Below are 22,028 nucleotides of genomic sequence, written 5' to 3'. Positions count from 1 at the left end.
CTAACTACTTCAATCCACTATGTGCCATTGTATTCATTACTCTAGATTGCATGAAAATAAAGAGCACAAGATTAGGTACAAACATTATTAAACTTGCTGCTGCTGCAATACCTTGACCAGCAATTGTGTTTCCCGTAACAGCTGTTAAATTCGATACATAAAATGCAAAAGTTCTAAGATTCTCATTGTTTATAAAATAAGTTGACGCATCCGCACTATTCCACGCAACCTGAAATGCAAGAATACCAACCGTAGAAATTGCAGGTTTTAAAAGTGGCATTATAAGATTAAAAATTATTTGAAAATCATTTGCACCGTCAATTAAAGCAGCTTCAATTAATGCATCAGGTATTTGATCCACAAATTGCTTAATTAGAAATATACCTATTGGCATTGCAAGAAGAGAAAGAATGTTAATTATAAAAGTATCAATTAAACCAAGTTTTTGAATAATTAAATATCTTGGAATAATTACTGCAACAGGAACAAACATAAGCGCTAAATTATTTATTGTAAAAATCAAATTTTTAGCTTTAAATCTTTTTTTTGAAAGTGCATATCCTGCAAATACCGAAATTATAATTGTAAAAATAACAGTAAATAATGCAGTTAAAATACTATTCATCAAGTATCTACTCACAGGTATTGTTGAACCTTTTGTTGCAGCAAAAAGTTCGTAAAAATTATTTAGAGTAGGCTTTCTAACAAAAAACCTTGGAGGGTAAAGAAAAAGTTCGTCTATTGGTTTAAAGGCTTGAGAAAATATAAAAATAATTGGTAAAAGCATAAAAGCTGCTATGGGAATTAAAATAAAATAAAATTTTATTTGACTTTTATGAAATCTTTTTGGATTAGTTTTAGGTGTAAATCCTGCCAAAGTATCACCACTCCCCTATTAATTGTCTCCGAATAATTTCCATGCAATTTTAGAAAACAAATAAATAATTATTAATAAAACAACTGAAACTGCTGCTGCATAACCCATTTCATACCTTAAAAATCCATAATCTTCTATGTGATTGACAATTAATTGACCAGCATACTGTGGAGTAGGATTTGTACCAGATAAAGCTACTCCAATGCCAGCTGTAGTAAAAGTTTGAACAATCGACATAACTGCACCAAATAACATCTGTGGCTTCATCGCAGGTATTGTAATATAAATTATTTCCTGTAATCTATTTTTTATTCCATCAATATAAGCAGCTTCATATAATGTTTCATCAACATTTAAAATACCAGCAAGCATCGCTAAAAAACCAACTCCCATGCTACTCCATAATGAAACTATTATCATAATAGTCAATAAATATTCAGGGGACTGAAGCCACTGTATTGGCTTGTCTATAAATCCTAACTTTAATAATAGTGCATTCAAATAACCTTGTTGATCACCATTAAACAAAACCCTCCATACTACTGCCATTGTTACACCTGCTGTCAGCGAAGGAGAATATAAAATCAGGGCAAAGATTGTTCTTGGAACCTTAGTAAGTTGTGCTACAAGCCAGGCTAGAATAAATGATAAAATGTATCCACCAGGACCTACAATTAAAGAAAACTTAATTGTATTTGGCAAAACCTTTTGCATAAAAATCTCATCTCTTGTAAAAAGATTTACGTAATTTTGTAATCCTATCCATCTTGGAGATTGAATAGCATTAAAATATGTAAAAGAAAGGTAAATTGCAACAATTATTGGTAACAAAATGAAAATTATAAATAAAGTTAAATAAGGTGATAATAATATCCAATGCATATACTTTTTAATTTTCTTCATTCAAACCACCTCGTAATAATTCATAAATTGAATCATAAATAGGAAATTTTTTTATAATCTTTCCATTTTTTATATAACCAAATTCAGCAAGTTTTCTTTCAAGTTCACGATTAATTAATATTTCTGCTCTATCAATTGTTGGTCTTAAACTTTTTCCCTCAATAACAACTGCATTCCATATATTACTTACTTCTCTCTCTGTCATATAGCCACCAGGATGTCTTTGGACCTCTTTTATCCATCTCCATTGTTCCAAAATAACTTTTTTGTGATTTTCAGGAAAATAATCCAATTCATTAAATGCTGAAATATTAGCTGTGTTAAACATATATTCTGGTCCATATCTATTAACAAGCATCCTAGCATATTTTACTTGAGTTTCTTTTGAAAGCCACCATTTTAAAAATGTCCAAGCTTGTTCCTTTTTATTAGAATTTTTGAATATTACATCTGCTCTATCACTTGCAACCTGATATCTTACATTTTCATTTTTTTCATTAATAATACCAGGCGAAGGTGCTATATCCCAAAGGCCATAAATTTCATCTGCTGCATTTGACAAAAGTATATAATTAGCAAAATCTGCAACACCAATTGGAATAAGACCATATCTAAAACTATTGTAAAAACTTGCTACTTGTTCTGGTAAACCATAGATAGAAAATAATTCTGTCATCAATTCAAATCCTTTTACAGCCTTTTCTTCACCTATAGCAGCTTTTAAACCATCTTTTGTATATATTCTTCCTCCAGCTTGAAAGATGAAAGGAGCAGTTGTATTAAAAAATTTTGTAGTTTGTTCACACATAGGTATAAAGAAGTTCATACCTCTTCGCTGAATCTCAGGAAGAATTTTTTTCACATCTTCCCACGTTTGTGGAATTGGAATATCGAGCTTTTCTAGAATATCCTTTCTATAAAATAAAACATAGAAATTTTGAGCTTCAGTAACTCCATAAATCTTATTTTCCAATACATAAGGTAGCAGAGTTTCTAGATTATAATAATCTTTCAAAGTGTCAACAAAGTCTGGAAAATTAGATAATGGGTATAATGCTCCTCTAATAGCAAGATCAAAAGGAATCCAGCTACTTATTCCTAATGCTACATCAGGGGTATTTCCCGCTGCACTTGCCAAAATTAATTTCTGTTCGTTTTGCATTATAGAAAGTTTAACTTTTATTCCATATTTTCTTGTAAAATCTGAATCAATTAAATATTGAAGAGTTTCAACGTATTGAACTGGTCTATTTACCCAAACTGAAAGTTCATCATCTGAAGACTTTTCATACACTGAATAATATTCATTTTTATTTGTGAATGACAAAAATAGTTTATACAATTCAGCATATGAATTAATTAAGAACTTGCTTTGACTATTTTCAACAAATTTATCGTTTGAATAAATAAATATCTTGTCAATTCCTAAAGGTTGTTTCTTCAAATTCAAAGAAAGATTAGACAATCTTTGTGCAATTGAAGCTGCTCCTTCGCTTAAAACATCCAAATAAAACGGGATTCTTTCAGGTTCTTTTATAATTTCTCTGATTAATTCTGCAGCAACAATCATATCTGAAATTGATGCTCTTCCTTGCTCACCAAGTATTTCCAATAAAGATGTATATTTATCTTCAAGAACATCAGCAAGATTTTCCAAATCACTAACAACATTAGGCATATATTTTTCTATATTCCATGTTCTATTAGGATCAAAATTATTACCTATTAACTTTCTTATATCAAGACCAATATCTTGTAATTTTCTTACGCTTTCTTGTAAAAATTGAATGTATTTTTCAAAGGGCCCAGTTGCTACTTCCAAAGTTAGAAAATGAAGCCCTTTATCTAAATAAACAAAATAAGGCTTTACACCATCAGAAAGCGTAACAGTAGTCCATTTATACCCTGTATAATAAAATGGATAAAATTCAAATTCTTTAAATGGTATTTTCCCATCTATTTTTATGTTTCTGAATGATGGAATACCTTTGTTAATAGTTTGTTTATATCTGAAAGCAATTTTGTATAATCCTGGCTCATCTATATTAAAAATCCATATTAGTTTCTGCCCAGAGGATGAGAATGTATCTTCCAAAATGTTATTAAGTCTTTTTTTCGTAATTTCAAATGGCGTTATTTCAGGTGTTTGTTCATTTCCAATACTTGATGTAAAATCAGACTTTAAAATTAAATCTTCAGCCTCTATCATTAAATCTTTTGTAGAATAGTTATCGTAATTTTTTATGTAATCTTCATAATTTAATAACTCCTCTTGTTTTAAAAGATATATACTTTTTATAGTAATATCAGATTTTAAATTTTTTAAGACAATCTTATTATTACCACTTACAAACTCAAAAGTAAGTGGTTTAGAAATAATTCTTTTTGCATCTTTTAACACACTGTACAATGCTATATCAACCCTGTATTGCTCAGGTACCACTTCATTACCATATCTGTCCAAAATTAGCTGTGATTTATCATAATATGCATAATTATCCAAAAGCCCTATGAAACTTTCTTCACCTTCCTTTGAAATTTCTAGAGAACCGTTGTTGGTTGTATTTGAATCTATCTTGTAAACTAATAATATATTAAAAATTCCACCTTTTTTTAAGTAAAAATTAATGGTTGTAGATTCATCAGTATGTAAAACCATTTCTCCTGAATAAATTGGTGTTTTTTCCAAATTTTCATAAAATGAAAAGTATCGTCTTAAAGCTTCATCAGGAGTAATCTGAACATTTATTTGATTTTTTTTGATACTTTTAATGTAATTAGAAAATTCATAATAGCTTTTCTGACCAAATAAAAATAATATTAGAGATATTACAAATAAAGTAATAAAAATAAGACCAATGATTTTTATAAGCCGAATCACCCTAATACCTCCTATTAATCATTAAAGCTCCCCGAGTAACTCGGGGGGCTAAATTACTTTTCACTTTCTATTTTTTTCCTAAGTTTACTAAAATTCTTTTGAACTTCTTCAACTTGCTTTATAAATTCATTCCATGCCTGTTCTATTATTTCATTAAGTTTTTCTTCTGTTTCTGCTGCTATAGCAGTAGGTTCTGCATCACCACTTCTAATTTTCTCTTCAGTAGGAATCATTACATCATTAATAGCCTGGAACCATCCAGGTATAACTTTCCACATATCAACCTGAACAGTTTTATCAAGATTTTCAAGCATATATTTTACTCCATTAGGGATGAATTTAGCTTCTTTAAATTCTTTTACAACTTCTGGATGCATTGTTGCAGGAACAAACCAAAACGAGTTACCAATCGCATCAGTTACAGAGGTAACATATTTAAATTTAACAACAACACCTTTAGGATCATAAGTTATGTATTTCAAAAATTTGAATGCTTCTTTCGGATGTTTAGTTGTAGAAGTCATAAATGCGTAGTTAATGTGAATAGGTTGTCTCATCCCAATTTCATGATCATGTGGTAATGGATACATATCCATTTTCCATGGAAGTGACTTTAAACCTTCTTCGTCCCAATCCCATGTACCTTTAAAGCCCATTAAAATTTTTCCTTCAAAAAATGCATCTGTATCTTCCCCAAATTTTTTCTGATAATCATCCAGTTCTCCCTGATCTCTTAGCTGTTGATTAAAAAGCATAGAAGCATCAAGGCCAGGAATTTTTCTCAATTTTTCTTGAATTTCAACAGCCTTAAGCCATCCACCATTTATTAAATCAAATCTTTTTTTGTTAAAATCAAAACTCCAGAAAGTAGTACGATCACTAAAAACAGCTGCCATGTATGCATCAAATTCCCATAAGTTATCAATTCCAGAGTATTCTCTGTTTGTTGCACGTCTTGCAAGGTACATGAATGTGTTAATATCCCAATCATAACTAGGAACAGGTAAGTTTAATTTTTCAAGCAAATCAAGGTTTAAAACTATAGTATTAAAATGAAGCCTTTCACCAAGAGCATATGTCTTTCCTAAAAATTTGAAAGCATTTTGTATAGATTCAGGTACATAATTATAATCAGGATCGTTTTTAATAAACTCATCTAATGGATAAACCCAACCTTGTGATACAGGATAGACAATTGGCTCCCACGACTGAGCAATTACATCTGGAAATTTTTCCCCAGATGCTGCTTTGGCGGTTAATAAACTATTTATAATATCACCAGGAGTCCATGGGATTTCAACAATTTCGATCTTAATATCCGGATTTTCTTTTTCAAATTCTTCTGCTATTTGTTGAAATATAGGAACATCCCAACTAAAAACTCCCACTGTAACAACTGTTTCAGAAAATGCTAAAATTGCAAAAAATATCATTAAAAATCCAAATAATACACTAATTTTATTCATTTTACCACTCCTTTCAATTAAATTGTGTTTAAAATAATAAAATTGTTACACAAGCATCTTTTTAGTAAAATTGCCAAATTAAGAATTTCTAATGAAATTATATCTATGTAACATGTTACACACAAAATCATGAAATCATTTTTTTTGAAAAAATATTATAGAAAAACGTTACAGAAATCCATTTAAATACCATATAATCATCGAAAAAAATAATAAATAATTAATTTTCATTGGTTTAAAGCAAAGAAACACTTTTCATTTAAATAAAAAATCCCCTACTAAATTTAGTAGAGGATCAACAGGTTTAAGCAAATTTTTATTCAGTTAACCACTTATAAATCAATCTTGCATATATTCTAATAAATTTCTTATAAGATTCTAGCGACCAATGTTCATTAGGTTGATGCATACCTGTATCTTCTCCTGGAAATACTGCACCAAACGCTACTCCATAAGGTACAGATTTAGCATAAGTTCCTCCGCCCAATGCTATAGGTTCTTTTTCATCTTTAGTAACATCTCTATACACCTTAAGTAACATCTTTACAAGTTCACTGTCTTTAGAAACATATAATGGTTTACTGTGTGAAATTTGAAGAAGATCAAATTCTTTAAAAGCTTCTTTAATTTGATTAGTAATCATTTCTATATTCATAAATATTGGATACCTTATATTAATTTTGACTTCTAAATCCCCATTTTCAATATTTATCGTTCCTAAATTACAGGTAAGTTCTCCACTTGCAATATCTTTAGAATAAATACCAAGGCGGATACCATTAATATCCAAACCAAGTTTTTCATTCAAAACTCTTATTACAAAATTATCCTTACCAAAATCAATGTTTGATAAAAGATTTAACATACATGCGATAGAATTTAGGCCAAGTTGTGGAGTTGAAGCATGTGCAGATTTTCCAATAGTTGTTATTGATATTCTATTTCCATTAACTTCATATTTTAATTTACACTTTGTATTAAAATTTTCAACAAGATAAGCTACTTCATTTACCTTATCAGTTTCTATAACTACGTTACATTCTTCCGGAACAACATTAACTGCAGTCCCCGCTTTCATCTTTATCAGTTTAGTATTATAATCATTATTAAGATAAGTACTTATTTTATAAGTTGTATTTCCTTTTTCCGCAAAAACAAGCGGAAATGTCCCATCAGGTGTTACAGCTGCATCTGGATATGGTTCATTTTTAAAATAATATTTTAAACATTTTGAACCATTTTCCTCATTTGTTCCAAAAATTAACCTAACAGTGTTTTTTGGAGTTTTTACCAACTCAGATGCTATTTTTAAAGCATACAATGCTCCAATAGTTGGTCCTTTATCATCTGAAACTCCTCTTCCAAACATTTTTCCATCTCTAATTACAAGTTTATAAGGATCTGTTTCCCATTTTTCTAAATCTCCCTCAGGAACTACATCTAAGTGTCCTAATATTCCATAAAGTTTTCCTGAATTACCATAAGTGACATGCCCAGCATAAAAGTCAATATTTTTAGTTTCAAAACCTAACTTTTTTGAAATTTTTAATGCTTCACTCAATGCCTTAGCAGGCCCTACTCCAAATGGTGCATCTTGACTTGCCGGTCCCATCACCGATTTAATTTCAATTATTTTTTCAAGATTTTCTAATACTTCATCAAAATACTTATCAACAAGTTTATCAATTGCATCTTCAACAATTTGTTCCATAGTCAACCTCCTATTTTATAAATTCTTTTCATAAACTAAAAAGTATAATATATTAAATCAATTTTTCTATTATTTTGAGAAATAAATCCAATTTCAAAAACTAGATAACCTTCATCGTGTGTATCAATATAAACCGACGCTACTACATAGTCTATGTCATAGTTTTTTGGAGAGTCATCCTCAAACATTGAATTTAATAAACTAGATAGATAACTATAAATGGTTAAGGCTTCAGAATTTATTGAATTATTTGAATCATAAGCTATTTTATTAAAAGCATTATAAAGCAAATTCAAATCCGAATCAAATAAAGATACCGAATATAGATATAGGTCACCTTGTACTTGATACTCAGATATAAAATCTAATGGCAAAATATAATCAGAATTAACATCTCTATTAGAAAAATAACTTAAAAGCGTCAAAATATGATTTTTAAAATACTCATCGTATGGCGAATAAAGATATTCATAATTTTTTTTACTCAAACCATAATCTGTAAGAGAAATTTTAAAATCATAACTTTCTAAACTGTAAATTAAACTAGTGATTTCAGAAACTAAGACATCACTTGGAACAACCAATACATAATCTATTGTTGATGAAAATAAAAATATAGTAAAAACAAGTAATAAAAAAACTAAGATTTTTTTCATAATATCGCCTCCAAAAAATAAGATACTAAAATTATATCATAATAGGAGCATTAAAATAAAATTATTAAATTAACTCTCTTAAAGATTTAAAAACTACCAAAAATAATATTACTAACACAATTGGTTTTATTATTTTATCTCCTTTCTTTATAGCTATCCCTGAACCAATCCAATTTCCTAAAATTCCAAAAAATGCTGCAGGAAGTCCTATATGAAAAAGTACCTTACCATTAATTAAAAAAGCTATAAGTGCACTGATGTTGGAAGATAAATTAACAATTTTTGCTGTGGCACTAGCACTTATTGAATCAAATGAAAGAAAGCTAGTGTACATAATTATCAAAAAAGTACCTGTCCCAGGCCCAAAAAAACCATCATACATTCCAATAATAAAACCTATAAAACTTGAGATAAAAAATTTCTTTTTAAAAGAAGTTTTAGGAATTTTACTAATTACCTTTTTTCTTTTATTCATTAACATAAAAGCACCAGCAAAGACAATTAAAACAGAAATAATTACTTTTAAATAAGAGTCTGAAATTAAAAGAGCAAGTCTAGCTCCAAAGAAAGAACCTAAAAATGAAAAAATAGCCGAGATAATACCAATTTCGAATACAACGTATCTTTCTTTTGCATATCTAAATGTACTAAATATACTCCCAATTGAAGATGAGAGTTTATTAGTTGCAAGTGCATTATGAGAAGGGATACCTAAAAATAAGTAAGCAGGAAGTGAGATAAGTCCTCCACCACCTGCTATAGAATCTACAAAACCTGCTAAAAATATCATGAAAAACAAAAATAAGTATTCATAAATTGATAAATGCAATTTTGTCAACTCCTTTTTGTTTTTATTCCTAACTAAATTTTACCTCTTTTTGTATTTTTGTGAATTGGTATGATATAAAAAAATGTTGAACAAACACATATAACATCATCAATTGTAATATTAATTTACTTTACATATAAATATATCTACACGCAGACAAAATTTTCAAGTTATAGTGATATAATAGAACTATAAATAAAAAGAAATGAGGTGAAAAAATGGAAAGAAACGATTTTCCAAAAGATTTTATTTTTGGCGTTGCAACAGCTTCTTATCAAATAGAAGGCGCATATAATGAAGATGGAAAGGTTCCTTCAATATGGGATGTATTTTCACATACTCCAGGAAAAATTAAAAATAACGAAAACGGTGATGTTGCTTGTGACCATTATCATAGATACGAAGAAGATATAAAAATAATGAAGGATATAGGGGTTGATGCTTATAGATTTTCAATATCCTGGCCAAGAGTTATGAAAAATACAAAAGAAAAAAACGAAAAAGGAATTGACTTTTATAACAAGCTAATTGACAAATTACTTGAAAATAATATAATTCCGTTTATTACAATCTATCACTGGGATCTTCCGTTATTTTTATATGAAAAAGGTGGATGGTTAAACGATGACATAGCACTTTATTTTCAAGACTATTCATCAATATTATTTCAAAATTTTGGAGATAGAGTAAAACACTGGATTACATTAAATGAACCTTGGTGTTCTTCATTTCTTGGATATTTCTATGGAATTCATGCCCCAGGACACAAAAATCTGCAAGAAGCTATTAAAGCTGCCCATAACTTGCTAAGAGCTCACGGATATTCTGTAGAAGCATTTAGAGATCTAGTAAAAGACGGAAAAATAGGGATAACAAATGTTACAACTAAAGTAGAGCCTGCTGATGAAACAGAAGAAGATTTTTATGTCGCTCTTTTAGTTGATGAATTAACAAATGGATGGTTTTATGATCCAATAATTTTTGGAAGGTATCCAGAAAATGCAAGAGCAATTTTACAGAGAAATGGTATAGATATTTTCGAAAATGATATGGATATTATTTCAAAAAAGATCGACTTTTTCGGAATAAATTATTATACTAGGCAACTAGTCAAATATGCTCCTGAGGAACCTTTCATGTTTAAAACTATAGAAGGTGAACTAGAAAAAACAGAAATGGGTTGGGAGATATATCCTGAAGGATTATACGATATGCTTTTAAAGATTTATAACAGATACAAAACCCCACTTTATATAACCGAAAATGGAATGGCTGGTCCAGACAAGATTGAAAATGGAAAAGTGCATGATACATACAGAATAAACTATTTAAAATCTCATTTTGAAAATGCTCTAAAAGCAATAAAAGATGGAGTAGATTTAAAAGGATACTTTATCTGGACTTTAATGGATAATTTTGAATGGGCAGAAGGATATTCAAAAAGATTTGGAATAGTATACACTGATTATACTACTCAAAAAAGATATTTAAAAGATAGTGCAATATGGCTAAAAAAATTTTTAGAAGGGGAAATAAATCTATAAAAATTTTTCATACCTTTACAGTTTTTTTTACTATTTAGTCTTATTGGATTTTCTCAACCTCTTATGAAAATACTTGATACAGGAAATATATCTATTGGAATTAGAAATATTCCAAGTGAAGTTGTCTATTTTTCAAGTAACAAAGAAAAACCTGGATTTTGCTATGAAATCGCCACAGAATTTGCAAAATATCTTGGAGTAAACCCTGAATTTAAAATAGTTGATGGGTTTTCAAAATATTTTGAAAATACAATTTTTAATTCCATTGATATGATCGCTGATATTATTACTATAACTGAAGAAAGAAGTAAAACTTTAACTATGATCAAATTTGTTGAAAATGTTGAGATATTAATTGGCAGGAAAGATGAAGAAATTACTAATATATCAAAGATTTAGTTGGAAAAAAAATAATTACTTTTGAAAACTTTACTTATTTTAAAACTCTACAAAAAATATTGAATGAAAACAATATCGATTATTATATTAGTAATGTTACAATCAAGAATAATGAACTAGTTTATATTAATAAAAGTAAAGTTAACAATGATCAAGTTGAAATTTTATTAATAAAAAGAAATACAAGTTACTCACCATACTTTTTATATTTACAACTCATTGAAAACAAAGCAGATTTCACAATTATTGATTCATTTTCTTTTGTTAAAAATATTATAATACTTTATTTATGAAACAAAATTTAAAACCTATATTTCCTTTGACAAAAGAAGTTGAATATCTTTCTTTCTGTTTCCCAAAAGATGCTACATTACTGTCATCTCAATTTGAAAAGTTTCTAGATTATTACAAAAATAGTGGGAAATTTGATAAGCTATTTAAAAGGTATTTCATTATAAATTATTATGTATACTTAAGTATAATTGGACTGATAAAATGACTTTACAAAAAAAGATTTTTAGAGCACTTTTATTTTCAATTTTTATAACAGCATCTATTATTTTAATTATTACATCAATATATGAAATCTCAAGAACAATAATAAATGAGAAAATGAGGAATTAATTCTTTTAACAAAGAACTTTAACTCTTACTTTAATATTATCGAACCATATATACAACATAATAATAAAGTAATTTACAGCAACGATTTTGTATTTTTATTTGGGCAAAATGAAATTCTTAAAAATTTTTCCAATATATCAGTTAAAAAAACATTGATGAATTAATAAACAAGAATGAATTTATTAAAGGTGTTTTCATTAATATTAATAATAAGCCTTACTACATTTTTGACCCAATCGATAACAATATTGATTTATCCAAAAATTACAATATAAATAAAAATGAAATCTATTACATTTTAAAAAATAAAATATCCATAATTGAAAACGCTTACTATATAATGATAATAGATCTTGGTAATTTATACAAAAGTTTTTAATATCAAATAATCTTTCACTAGACTCACAACTTATGATTAAAGACAGCCATATTTGTTATAATCCAGAAAAAGATATTATAAAAAAAACTACAAATCTTGAATGTTTCGGAGTTTTTGATTTAAACGAAAAATTTTTATATAGTAAAAGATAAATACTATTTACTAAGAATACTTTTTCATACGTTTTATACTATTTACTAATGTTTTTTGTTGCAATACTTATTTCATACTTTTTATCAAAAAAATTATCAAAAAACATAGGGTATTATCTAAAAAAAATATCCACTACTTTATCAAAATTTTCAGAAAAACACTTTGAAACAGTTGAGGTTGAGGAAGGCATGGAAGAAGAAATTAAAGTTTTCGTAAATACTTTCAACAGCGTTAGCAATAAATTAAAATATACTCTTGAAAATATAGAGAACATAATCTTTCAAAAAACAAATGAACTTAAAGAAAAAAACAAGATGTTAAGTGAACTTTCAATAAGAGATCTGTTAACTAATTTGTACAACAGAAGAGAATTTAATCAAAAATTTCCAAAAGATTTTTCCTTATCAAAAAGAGAAAACATGTACCTCAATTTTGCAATTATAGATATTTATCACTTCAAAAAAATAAATGATTGCCATGGGCATCTTGCAGGTGATACTTGTCTGAAAAACTTTCAGAAATTTTCAAATTAAGCTTTCAAAGAATTTCAGATAACATTTTTAGATACGGAGGCGAAGAATTTGTAATATATTACCTCTCACAGAATAAAGAAAACTTCTTTGAAATTCTTGAAAACCTTAGAAAGAAAGTAAAAAAAAACACCAATACTAATTGATGGAAAAAACATTCAACTTACAATTAGTATTGGTGCTATAAGTCAAGTTCCACGAGAAAAAGATTATAAAAACATTATTAAAAAAGCTGATAACAACTTATACATTGCCAAAAATTTAGGGAGAGATAGAACAATTATTAATCAATGACTTCCATGGAAAAATCAACATATTGAACTTCACTGGTTAATTTTCCTATTGAGATAACATCAACGCCCTTTATTAAATATTCATCAAGATTTTTCTCGTTAATTCCACCAGAAACTTCTATTATTATATCCTTCCTTTTTTCTTTAATAATTTTAATAGCTTCTTTTATGTCTTCTGGCGAGAAGTTATCAAGCATAATAATATCTACTTCTAAATCAAGACATTCTCTCAATTCTTCAAAATCTTCTACTTCTACTTCTATTTTTGATGTAAAGGGTTTTATAACTTTTACGGCTTCTACAGCCTTCCTTATACTTTTATATATCTTCTTATGATTATCTTTTATCATTACAGTATCAGAAAGATTCAATCTGTGAGTATTACCTCCTCCATGTAAAACTGCAATCTTTTGCAGATCTCCAACAAAAGGTATAGTTTTCCTTGTAGCAGCAATCACAATATTATATTCTTTTGCTTTTTTAGACAGCTTAGCTACTTTTGTTGCAACAGCACTCATAAGTGAAAGAAGATTTAGTACACTTCTCTCAATTACCAATAAGTAATATGCATCTCCCATTAACGTAAAAATTATACTATTTTTATTTACATACATTCCATCTTCATATTTTGTTTCAAATTCTATATTAAATCTTTTAAAAACTTCTTTTACAAGTTCAAGCCCAGATAAAACCGCGGAATCTTTTAAAATTATAATAGATTTTGCAACTTTCCCTTTTAAAGGATAAGCTGAAAAATCAATAAGGCCTTCATCCTTTCTTATCCATTCAATAATCTTTTCTACCATAAATTATGCCTCCATTAGCTCAAACATCTTTTTAATAGGCAAGACTGCCTTATCTGCAATTTCTTTATCAATTTCTATTTCAAACTCCTCATTTTCCAAAGCTTTTAAAACATTTTTGAGTGTATTTTTCTTCATGTTATTGCAAATAGCTGTATCTACTGGTATAAATTCTTTTTCTTTATACTTATTTTTTAATTTATTAACCATATCTTTTTCTGTAACAATTATGAATTTTTTATCTTCAATTTCTCCAGGAATTTTTTCCATTTGAGAAGTACTACCTATATAATCAGATACTTTTTGAATTTCTTCAGGAACCTCCGGATGTGAAATTACCTTGGCATCTGGATACTTCTGTTTTAATTTTAAAACATCATCAATCTTTATATAATTATGCACATAACAGTAGCCAGTTTCTCCAGGCACAGGAATAACTTTTTTACCAGTTTTTCGGGCTACATATGCTGCAAGATTTTTGTCAGGTCCAAAAAGAACTACATCGCTATTTAATTTTTTAACTATCTCTACTGCATTAGCAGAAGTACATGCAACGTCTGCATACATTTTTGATTTCATCGTACTATTTACATATATAACAAATGGCGCGTTATATTTTTTCTTAGCTTCAATAATCATTTCTGGGTCCAAAGAATTTGCCATAGGACAAGTTGCTGCTTTCACTGGAACTATAACTTTTTTCTCAGGATTTAACATTTTTATAGTTTCTGCCATAAAATCTACACCCAAAAACAAAATTTTTTCAGCATTAAGTTTAGTTGCAAGTCTTGCAAGCTGCAATGAATCACCTAAGTGATCTGCAATTTCTTGTATTTCTTTTATTTGATAGTTATGTGCCAAAATCGTATAACCTTTTTCTTTTGCAAGCTTTCTGATCTTTTCCTGTATTTTCTCCATTTTCTATCCTCCTATCTTAACATTTTCAAAATTTTTCTTTATTAATGCTGCAAGAGATAATGGAGCTAATAAACTTGTTTTTGGATTATTTGAAGGATTATTTGAAAAAATAAATTTATAATTCCCAACACTTGATACAACTTCAACTTCATGAATATTCTTTTCTACTTTTGGATCAGAATAAATTTCAACATGAACTTTTCTAAAATCTCCCACAGAAAGGGCAAGGGTAACAGAAACATTTGTATTTTTTGGAAATCTCTTAATTGCCTCTATACTATCTCCACTAAAAATTAACACCTTTTCTTTATCGTCCCTTGAAAAAGCTTTAGGAGGTTTGCGAGTTCTTAAAACAACCTTTTCAATATATTCCTTTATTGCATTAATTACATCTATTCCACCTATTGCTCCAGAAGGAATATAAATCTTAGAAGTTGAATTTTTTAACAATCTAAAAAATTCATTCCTAAAATTTTCATCAGCAAAAGCACCTGTACTCAAAATGTAAAAGTCCTTATTTGAAATAATTATGTCTCTATAATATTCTTTTACCGCCTCAACAGATGCACATTCAACTACAAATGAACAATCATTTGGAATTAAAAATTTTTCAAGTTTTTTCCCATTAGAACTTGCGACATTTTTCTCATCAAAGTAATAAAAATCTTGAATATAACCTTCCAGCTCTTTTAAAATAACATTTGCTGCATTTCCAAATCCTAGAAATAATGGCTTCATTCTCAACACCTCCATTTTTAATTTTACACTTGTAAATTACATCTGTCAATATAATAAAAAAATAAAAGGCGCTCGAAAACGAGCGCCAATTTTAGAATAAAAAATTCTTATGCAAGCATTTGTTTCATATCATCTTCAACAGTTGAAATTGTTGAAATATTGAATTTTTCTACAACAACATTCAAAACATTTTTGGAAAGAAATGCGGGAAGTACTGGTCCAAGTTTTATCTTTCTAACTCCAAGATAAAGTAGTGCGAGTAAAACTGCTACAGCTTTTTGCTCATACCAAGCAATGTTATATTCTATTGGAAGTTCGTTAATATCATCTACATTTAATATTTCCTTAAGTTTTAATGCAGTAACCGCTAAAGAGTATGAATCGTTACATTGTCCTGCGTCCAAAACTCTAGGAATTCCATCAATATCTCCTAAATCAAGCATGTTATATCTATACTTTGCACATCCTGCTGTAAGAATGACAGTATCTTTTGGTAATTTTAGTGCAAATTCTGTGTAATATTCTCTTGCTCTCAATCTTCCATCACAACCTGCCATTACAAAGAATTTTTTTATTTTTCCTTCGTTTACAGCTTTTAAAACTGAATCTAATACCTTCTCTACCTGATTTCTTGCAAAACCTATAATAATTTTCTTCCCTTTTCTCTCTGGTATTGGTCCTAGTTCAAGAGCTTTTTTTATTACAGGCGTAAAATCTTTTGGTTGTCCATCAACTCTATTTGGAATATGAGATACTCCATCAAAGCCAACTAGTCCCGTTGTAAATACTCTATCTTTATAACTATCTTTTGGTGGTACCAAGCAATTTGTAGTCATTAAAATTGCTCCACCAAATTCTTCAAATTCTTCTGTTTGTTTCCACCATGCACTACCAAAATTTCCAGCAAGATGTTTATATTTTTTTAGCTTAGGATATGCATGTGCAGGAAGCATTTCTCCATGCGTATAAACCATTATACCTGTTCCTTCAGTTTGTTTGAGTAATTCTTCAAGGTCAAGTAAATCATGTCCACTAACTAAAATTGCAGGTGCATTATATGTTCCAGTATACACTTCTGTAATTTCAGGATGCCCAAAAGTTGAGGTATTTGCTTGATCAAGTAATGCCATAACTTCAACTGCATATTTTCCAGCTTCCAAAACAAGCGATTGCAATTCATCAGCAGTAATATCCTTTCTTAATGTTTCTACTAGACCTTTTTCAATGAAATACAAAATCTCATCTTTAGTGTATTTTAATATATATGCATGATCTGCATATGCTGCTATGCCTTTTAATCCATAAATTAAAAACTCTTTTAACGACCTTACATCTTCATTTTCTTCTGATAAAACTCCAACTTGCTCTCCTTTTTTAAGATAAACATCTTTTCCACCATTTTCAAACCAATCAGCAGCCTCTGGAATATCTTCGTTAAACTTCTTTCCATATTTTTCTTCATATGATTTTAAAAACTTCTCTCTAACTCTGTCTCTAAGCTCAATTGCCCTGTCAATAAATTTTGAAATTCTCTCTGCTGAAAAGTTAACATTAGTAATTGTTGCAAATAATGCTTCAGCAACAAATAGATTTGCCTCGTCATCTTTTATGCCTAAATCTTTTGCTTTAAGGCTCCAATATGAAAGACCCTTAGTAACCCAAATTAACATATCTTGTAGTGTAGCGACTTCTGGTTTTTTGCCACATACACCAATTGTTGTACAACCTATACCCTTTGATGCTTCAGAACATTGAAAACAAAACATACCTTTCACCTCCATTTTCATTGTAGCGTTTTCAATTTAATTATACTAGACTAAATTACTAATGTCTGTAACATTAGTTACGGAAAAAGAAGTTTTTTAAATTTTCTATCTGCTAAAAATAATAATGGTATAATAATGATGTAAAATCTGGGACCAAACATATGAGACAATAGCCAAAAAATACAACTACAATATACAGAATTATTTTTCCAAGAAGGTGTAAAAATATGATTCCTAAAATCATATCATTAGTTATTTTCTTTTTGACATATTATTTAATTATTTTTGGAAAAGGAAACAAAGCAGTAATCGCTTTTAGCATGGGCCTATTAATTTCTCTAGTTAAAGTTTCAGATACTTTGCGTGTGTCTAATGTTGGGAGCTTTATAGATTTTAATACATTAGGTATTTTACTTGGAATGATGATAATTGTAGGCATACTTAAAACAACTGGATTATTTCAGGCAATAGCGATATATATAGTTAAAAAGTCTAACGGAAATCTTATATATATATTTGTTTCTACATTAATAGCAGTTGCAATATTATCTAGTGTTTTAGATAATGTAACTACTTTATTACTGTTTTCTCCAATTATTATATATATCTGTCAGGAAATTGAAATAAAACCAGAAACTTTTTTATTTCCTATGATTTTTGCAGCTAATATAGGTGGTACTGCTACTATGATAGGTGATCCTCCAAATATCTTAGTTGGTAGTGCTTCTGGAACAAGTTTTTTAAAATTTCTACTAGTTATGATTGTTCCTTCATTAATTTCTCTTTTTCTAACAATTTTGTATTTTTTATACACTCTTAAAGAACTCAAACTTGTAAAAAAAGATAAATTAAACATAGTTATGGAATCCGATCCTAAAAAAGCCATAGTTGATTATAATTTATTGAAAAAAGGACTATTAATTTTCGTACTAGTTATCGTTGGATTTTTCATACATGAATACCTCGATTATGAAGCTGCTCTTATAGCCTTAACTGGTAGTGCAGTAATGTTAATGATATCAAAAAAAGACTTTGATGAGATTTCAAGTGAAATAGAATGGGATACACTATTCTTCTTTGTAGGGCTTTTTGCAATTGTAAAGGCACTTGAAGATGTTCATGTTATTCAAGATATAACAAATTTAATATTTAATTTTACTTCACACCCCTATATTTTAATATTAATTGTACTTTGGGGGTCAGGCATATTAGCAGCATTTATGGGGGCTGTACCAGTTGTAACTATTTTCATACCTATTGCAAAAGCACTAGTTGGAACTTTTCCTAATAGCGATCTTCTATGGTGGGCCCTAGCTTTAGGGGCAAGCTTTGGTGGTAATGGTACTATTAGTGGTGCTGCATCAAATATGGTTATAGTTGGAATGATAGAAAACAATTTTAATAGAAAAATAAAATTTGCTAAATTTATGAAACTCGGTATGAAAATTGCAACATTAGGACTATTAGTATCATCACTTTATCTATATCTTTTGTTAAAATTATAAAATTACAACGAAAGGAGAGAGTTAATATAAAGGTTATAATCTCAGGAATTGCAATGTCAGTAATTTTCGGGCTTTCATTTTTATTTACAAAAAATGCACTTGATTTTACAACTCCATATAACTTTCTATCAATAAGATTTTTATTTGCATCTTTATCATTTTTAATATTATTTGCTTTAAAAATAATAAAGATTAAAAATACCAAAAAATTATATAAATTACTTATCGTTGCTTTTTTTCAACCGATTCTATATTTTATTTTTGAAACAAACGGTTTAAAATTTGCTAGTTCATCTGAAGCAGGAATTTTAATTGCTACAATACCAATTTTTATAACATTTTTATCACCGTTTATTTTGAAAGAAAAAGTTCCCAAAATAAATTACTTATTTGTATTTTTAAGTTTTTCTGGTGTACTACTAATAATGGGATTAAATGTTAATGAAGGATTTAAAGGAAAGATTTTAATCTTGTTTGCTGTGTTTTCTGCTGTTTTTTACAATTTTGCATCAAAATATTTTTCTAAAGAATTTTCACCACAAGAAGTAACGTTCGTTATGATGATAACTGGTTGGATTTTTTTTACAATTCTTGCTTTAATAAACAGAGAATTAAATTATAATGTAATATCAAATAAAAATGTTTTTATCTCGGCCATATACCTGGGCATTTTTTCATCAACAATTGCATTCTTTTTAATAAACTATATGCTTTCAAAAGTTTCTCCTGTTCAATCATCAATATTTTCAAATTTAACTACTGTTGTCTCCGTTATTGCTGGATTTTTTATTAGACACGAAAGAATAACCTTTAATCATATTATTGGAATGTCGCTTATTATATTAGGTGTTTGGGGAGTAAATTATTTTAAATATCGTAGTGAAAAATAAATATGTTCTCCAAGCACAATATTATATGACTTTTCAATTTCTTTTTCTAAATTATCCGAATAACCACAACCACGAATTTCTAAAACTTGAAAACCATATTTTTCAAGTTCTTTTATATCTTCTAATGTAAAACATCTAGAATTAAAAACCCCGTATTGTGAACCAACAGTAGTTATATGATACTTTTCAAATATTTCCATTTCACGTCTACTTCCATATTTCTTCACTAACTTTCTCATATAGTAATAACTATCTACCGTCGCAAATAACAATCCATCTTTGTTAATAATATTAGAGAGTTTTTTCATAACTAAATCTAAGTCTTCAACATAACTTAATACATCTCCCTGAATATTTAAAATATCGAACTTATCATCACTGTCAAAACTTTCTATAGTAGTATTGAAGTATTTTACTTTATCTTTAAACTTTTCCTTGGCAAACTCTATCATTTTTGAAGATGGCTCAAGAGCATACACAGAAAAACCCTTATTTAAAAAATATTCAAGCCAATAACCAGTTCCACTTCCAACATCAAGAACTCTAGCACTTTTCATATTTATTATTTTATCCATATAATGCTCTACAGCCTTTCGCAATGTTAACCATTTCTTGTTATTATACATTTCATCATACATATAAGCTATTCTGTCATAGTATTCATATGATTTCATCATATTATCTTATCCTTTTATATTGATCATAGTTTCGGACTATTTTATTATTTATCTTTAGCACTCCAAAACTGCGACCTTTCATATATAATTTTAGTGTTCCACCAGAAACATAAAATTTTTCTTCTGATAATAGATCAACAAATTCTGTTCCACTTAATATTCTTCCATCAGGAACATTTACTACCATTTCAATTTCTTTATCATTTTTGTTTACATAAACAATAATATTATCTAATACCATTTGAGATTTTCTCATAAATATTAATGGCTCATTTGATAAAAGCTCAAAACCACCATATCTTAGAGCAGGTTCTCTCTTTCTTAAATAAATCAATTTTTTATAGAATTCTCTTAGTTCATTATCCCATTTCTTTCTATCCCACTCCATTGTTTTTCTACATTCTGGATCATTACCGCCATCAATACCAATTTCTGTTCCATAATAAATTACTGGAACACCAGGATATGTAAATTGCAGTAAAACCGCAGCTTTTCTCTGAAATTTATCTCTTAAAACTGTAGAAAGCCTTTCGCTATCATGACTATCAAGCATATTCCAACATGCATGAATATTTTCAGTTTCTTTATATGCTTTTTCAATGTAAAATCCACAATTTGGATTTTTATCATTTAAATATGAAATTACATTTTCTCTGAAGTGATAGTTCATTATTCCATCGACCATACTCCAATACGACGGATACGTCCATAGCTCACTTACAACATATTTTTCCGAAGAAAATTCTTTTACTTTCGCAGTTATAAATCTATTCATTTCAGGTCCCAAATCTTGCCCACAATCAAGACGCCAACCATCAATACCAAGCTCTAAATATTTCCAAAGAATTTTAGAAATATATTCTTTAACAACTGTTTCCTCTAAAACAAGTTCTGGTAAACTCCTAGTACCCCACCAACCTCTGTAATGATTTTCATAAAATACAAACATATTTCTATACTTTTTACTACCTTTTAAAGCTTTTCTAAACAAAACATGCTCTTTTCCAACATGATTGAAAACCCCATCAAGAATAAGCTTCATATTATTATTATGTAAGTTATTTATTAAATTTTTTAATGCCTTTAACCCCCCAAATTGGGGATCAACTTTAAAATAATCCATCGTATCGTATTTATGATTTGACTGTGCCATAAATATCGGAGTTAAATAAATTGCATTTACCCCTAAATCTTTCAAATATTCTATTTTTTCAGAAATTCCCCATAAATCACCGCCATAAAATATTTTTACGTGAGAACCATCGTTTGATCTTTTTGGAGAAATTCCCCATTTTTCAATTTTACCTCCGCGTTTTTCGTACAAATGACGTTTATCCTCAACAGTTTTTCCTTTTCCTATAAAAAATCTATCTGGAAAAATTTGATAAATTACGGTATCATATACCCAAGATGGTATTGGAAATAAATGCTTCATATTTAATACCTCCAATTTTAAAAATTACATTAAAGAGTATAACATAGAAAA

General features: G+C 28.5%; 17 protein-coding genes and 1 pseudogene. 5 read left to right on the top strand and 13 right to left on the bottom strand.

Annotated features, from left to right (window positions below; all coding sequences use genetic code 11):
* Window positions 1-4: 4 nt before the first annotated feature.
* The 7 genes from OB7_RS06405 to OB7_RS06375 form a co-directional block, all read right to left on the bottom strand.
* Window positions 5-877, bottom strand: coding sequence for a carbohydrate ABC transporter permease (locus OB7_RS06405; RefSeq protein ID WP_114702797.1), 873 nt, complete (start codon window positions 875-877; stop codon window positions 5-7).
* Window positions 878-895: 18 nt separating this feature from the next.
* The gene (locus OB7_RS06400) at window positions 896-1,780 is read right to left on the bottom strand and encodes a carbohydrate ABC transporter permease (RefSeq protein ID WP_114702796.1); all 885 of its coding nucleotides are present in this window, start codon (window positions 1,778-1,780) and stop codon (window positions 896-898) included.
* Entirely contained in the window at window positions 1,767-4,661 is a 2,895-nt protein-coding gene (locus tag OB7_RS06395) for an extracellular solute-binding protein (RefSeq protein WP_114702795.1), read from the bottom strand. The genes OB7_RS06400 and OB7_RS06395 overlap by 14 nt, the downstream gene beginning before the upstream one ends.
* 53 nt (window positions 4,662-4,714) lie before the next feature.
* Window positions 4,715-6,127 carry an ABC transporter substrate-binding protein gene (locus tag OB7_RS06390; RefSeq protein ID WP_012580488.1) on the bottom strand — a complete coding sequence of 471 codons (1,413 nt, stop codon included), beginning with the start codon at window positions 6,125-6,127 and terminating at the stop codon, window positions 4,715-4,717.
* 316 nt (window positions 6,128-6,443) lie between these two features.
* Window positions 6,444-7,838, bottom strand: a complete 1,395-nt coding sequence (gene pepV, locus OB7_RS06385) for a dipeptidase PepV (RefSeq protein ID WP_004102978.1) — start codon at window positions 7,836-7,838, stop codon at window positions 6,444-6,446.
* 35 nt (window positions 7,839-7,873) lie between these two features.
* Entirely contained in the window at window positions 7,874-8,494 is a 621-nt protein-coding gene (locus OB7_RS06380) for a hypothetical protein (protein ID WP_012580487.1), read from the bottom strand.
* A gap of 64 nt (window positions 8,495-8,558) precedes the next feature.
* Window positions 8,559-9,323, bottom strand: a complete 765-nt coding sequence (locus OB7_RS06375) for a sulfite exporter TauE/SafE family protein (RefSeq protein WP_004102969.1) — start codon at window positions 9,321-9,323, stop codon at window positions 8,559-8,561.
* A 218-nt stretch (window positions 9,324-9,541) separates the two neighbouring features.
* Between OB7_RS06375 and OB7_RS06370 the strand changes: the two genes are divergently transcribed.
* The 3 genes and pseudogenes from OB7_RS06370 (at window position 9,542) to OB7_RS10035 (ending at window position 13,246) form a co-directional block, all read left to right on the top strand.
* Window positions 9,542-10,867 (top strand): GH1 family beta-glucosidase, encoded by a 1,326-nt coding sequence (locus OB7_RS06370; RefSeq protein WP_004102967.1) that lies wholly within the window; start codon window positions 9,542-9,544, stop codon window positions 10,865-10,867.
* 63 nt (window positions 10,868-10,930) lie between these two features.
* Complete coding sequence (locus OB7_RS06365; RefSeq protein WP_004102965.1) at window positions 10,931-11,266, top strand: transporter substrate-binding domain-containing protein; 336 nt, start codon at window positions 10,931-10,933, stop codon at window positions 11,264-11,266.
* A gap of 1,203 nt (window positions 11,267-12,469) precedes the next feature.
* Window positions 12,470-13,246: pseudogene (locus tag OB7_RS10035) on the top strand (GGDEF domain-containing protein).
* Here OB7_RS10035 and nadC read toward each other — a convergent pair.
* The 4 genes from nadC to hcp all read right to left on the bottom strand — a co-directional run bounded on the left by nadC (window position 13,236) and on the right by hcp (window position 17,470).
* Window positions 13,236-14,051 carry a carboxylating nicotinate-nucleotide diphosphorylase gene (gene nadC / locus OB7_RS06345; protein WP_114702794.1) on the bottom strand — a complete coding sequence of 272 codons (816 nt, stop codon included), beginning with the start codon at window positions 14,049-14,051 and terminating at the stop codon, window positions 13,236-13,238. The pseudogene OB7_RS10035 and the gene nadC sit on opposite strands and share 11 nt — an antisense overlap.
* A 3-nt stretch (window positions 14,052-14,054) precedes the next feature.
* Complete coding sequence (nadA, locus tag OB7_RS06340) at window positions 14,055-14,957, bottom strand: quinolinate synthase NadA (RefSeq protein ID WP_198429592.1); 903 nt, start codon at window positions 14,955-14,957, stop codon at window positions 14,055-14,057.
* A gap of 12 nt (window positions 14,958-14,969) precedes the next feature.
* Window positions 14,970-15,704, bottom strand: coding sequence for an aspartate dehydrogenase (gene nadX, locus OB7_RS06335; protein WP_114702793.1), 735 nt, complete (start codon window positions 15,702-15,704; stop codon window positions 14,970-14,972).
* Between the two features lie 107 nt (window positions 15,705-15,811).
* Window positions 15,812-17,470: a hydroxylamine reductase gene (gene hcp, locus OB7_RS06330; protein WP_004102940.1), complete on the bottom strand. Its 1,659-nt coding sequence runs from the start codon at window positions 17,468-17,470 to the stop codon at window positions 15,812-15,814.
* Between the two features lie 227 nt (window positions 17,471-17,697).
* Here hcp and OB7_RS06325 point away from each other — a divergent pair, with 227 nt between their 5' ends.
* Together OB7_RS06325 and OB7_RS06320 are read left to right on the top strand one after the other, a co-directional pair.
* Window positions 17,698-18,975, top strand: coding sequence for an ArsB/NhaD family transporter (locus OB7_RS06325; RefSeq protein WP_004102938.1), 1,278 nt, complete (start codon window positions 17,698-17,700; stop codon window positions 18,973-18,975).
* A complete protein-coding gene (locus tag OB7_RS06320; protein WP_373419053.1) occupies window positions 18,939-19,865 on the top strand; it encodes a DMT family transporter in 927 nt (308 codons plus the stop codon). Before OB7_RS06325 ends, OB7_RS06320 begins: the two co-directional genes overlap by 37 nt.
* On the opposite strand, the gene OB7_RS06315 is transcribed toward OB7_RS06320, so the two are convergent.
* On the bottom strand, window positions 19,838-20,542 hold the full coding sequence (locus tag OB7_RS06315) for a class I SAM-dependent DNA methyltransferase (protein ID WP_114702792.1): 705 nt from the start codon (window positions 20,540-20,542) through the stop codon (window positions 19,838-19,840). The genes OB7_RS06320 and OB7_RS06315 overlap by 28 nt on opposite strands.
* Window position 20,543: 1 nt before the next feature.
* On the bottom strand, window positions 20,544-21,977 hold the full coding sequence (gene aglB, locus OB7_RS06310; RefSeq protein WP_012580479.1) for a cyclomaltodextrinase: 1,434 nt from the start codon (window positions 21,975-21,977) through the stop codon (window positions 20,544-20,546).
* Window positions 21,978-22,028: the final 51 nt, after the last annotated feature.

It is taken from the genome of Thermosipho africanus Ob7 (genome assembly GCF_003351105.1).
Lineage (GTDB): Bacteria > Thermotogota > Thermotogae > Thermotogales > Fervidobacteriaceae > Thermosipho > Thermosipho africanus.
This window is presented reverse-complemented; position numbering and strand designations above follow the sequence as displayed.

Coding starts and splice junctions, on each gene's coding strand:
- nadC (WP_114702794.1), bottom strand. CDS start 14,051: ATGGTAGAAAAGATTATTGAATGGATAAGAAAGGATGAAGGCCTTATT.
- OB7_RS06380 (WP_012580487.1), bottom strand. CDS start 8,494: ATGAAAAAAATCTTAGTTTTTTTATTACTTGTTTTTACTATATTTTTA.
- aglB (WP_012580479.1), bottom strand. CDS start 21,977: ATGAAGCATTTATTTCCAATACCATCTTGGGTATATGATACCGTAATT.
- OB7_RS06325 (WP_004102938.1), top strand. CDS start 17,698: ATGATTCCTAAAATCATATCATTAGTTATTTTCTTTTTGACATATTAT.
- OB7_RS06315 (WP_114702792.1), bottom strand. CDS start 20,542: ATGATGAAATCATATGAATACTATGACAGAATAGCTTATATGTATGAT.
- OB7_RS06390 (WP_012580488.1), bottom strand. CDS start 6,127: ATGAATAAAATTAGTGTATTATTTGGATTTTTAATGATATTTTTTGCA.
- OB7_RS06400 (WP_114702796.1), bottom strand. CDS start 1,780: ATGAAGAAAATTAAAAAGTATATGCATTGGATATTATTATCACCTTAT.
- OB7_RS06365 (WP_004102965.1), top strand. CDS start 10,931: ATGAAAATACTTGATACAGGAAATATATCTATTGGAATTAGAAATATT.
- OB7_RS06370 (WP_004102967.1), top strand. CDS start 9,542: ATGGAAAGAAACGATTTTCCAAAAGATTTTATTTTTGGCGTTGCAACA.
- nadX (WP_114702793.1), bottom strand. CDS start 15,704: ATGAAGCCATTATTTCTAGGATTTGGAAATGCAGCAAATGTTATTTTA.
- pepV (WP_004102978.1), bottom strand. CDS start 7,838: ATGGAACAAATTGTTGAAGATGCAATTGATAAACTTGTTGATAAGTAT.
- hcp (WP_004102940.1), bottom strand. CDS start 17,470: ATGTTTTGTTTTCAATGTTCTGAAGCATCAAAGGGTATAGGTTGTACA.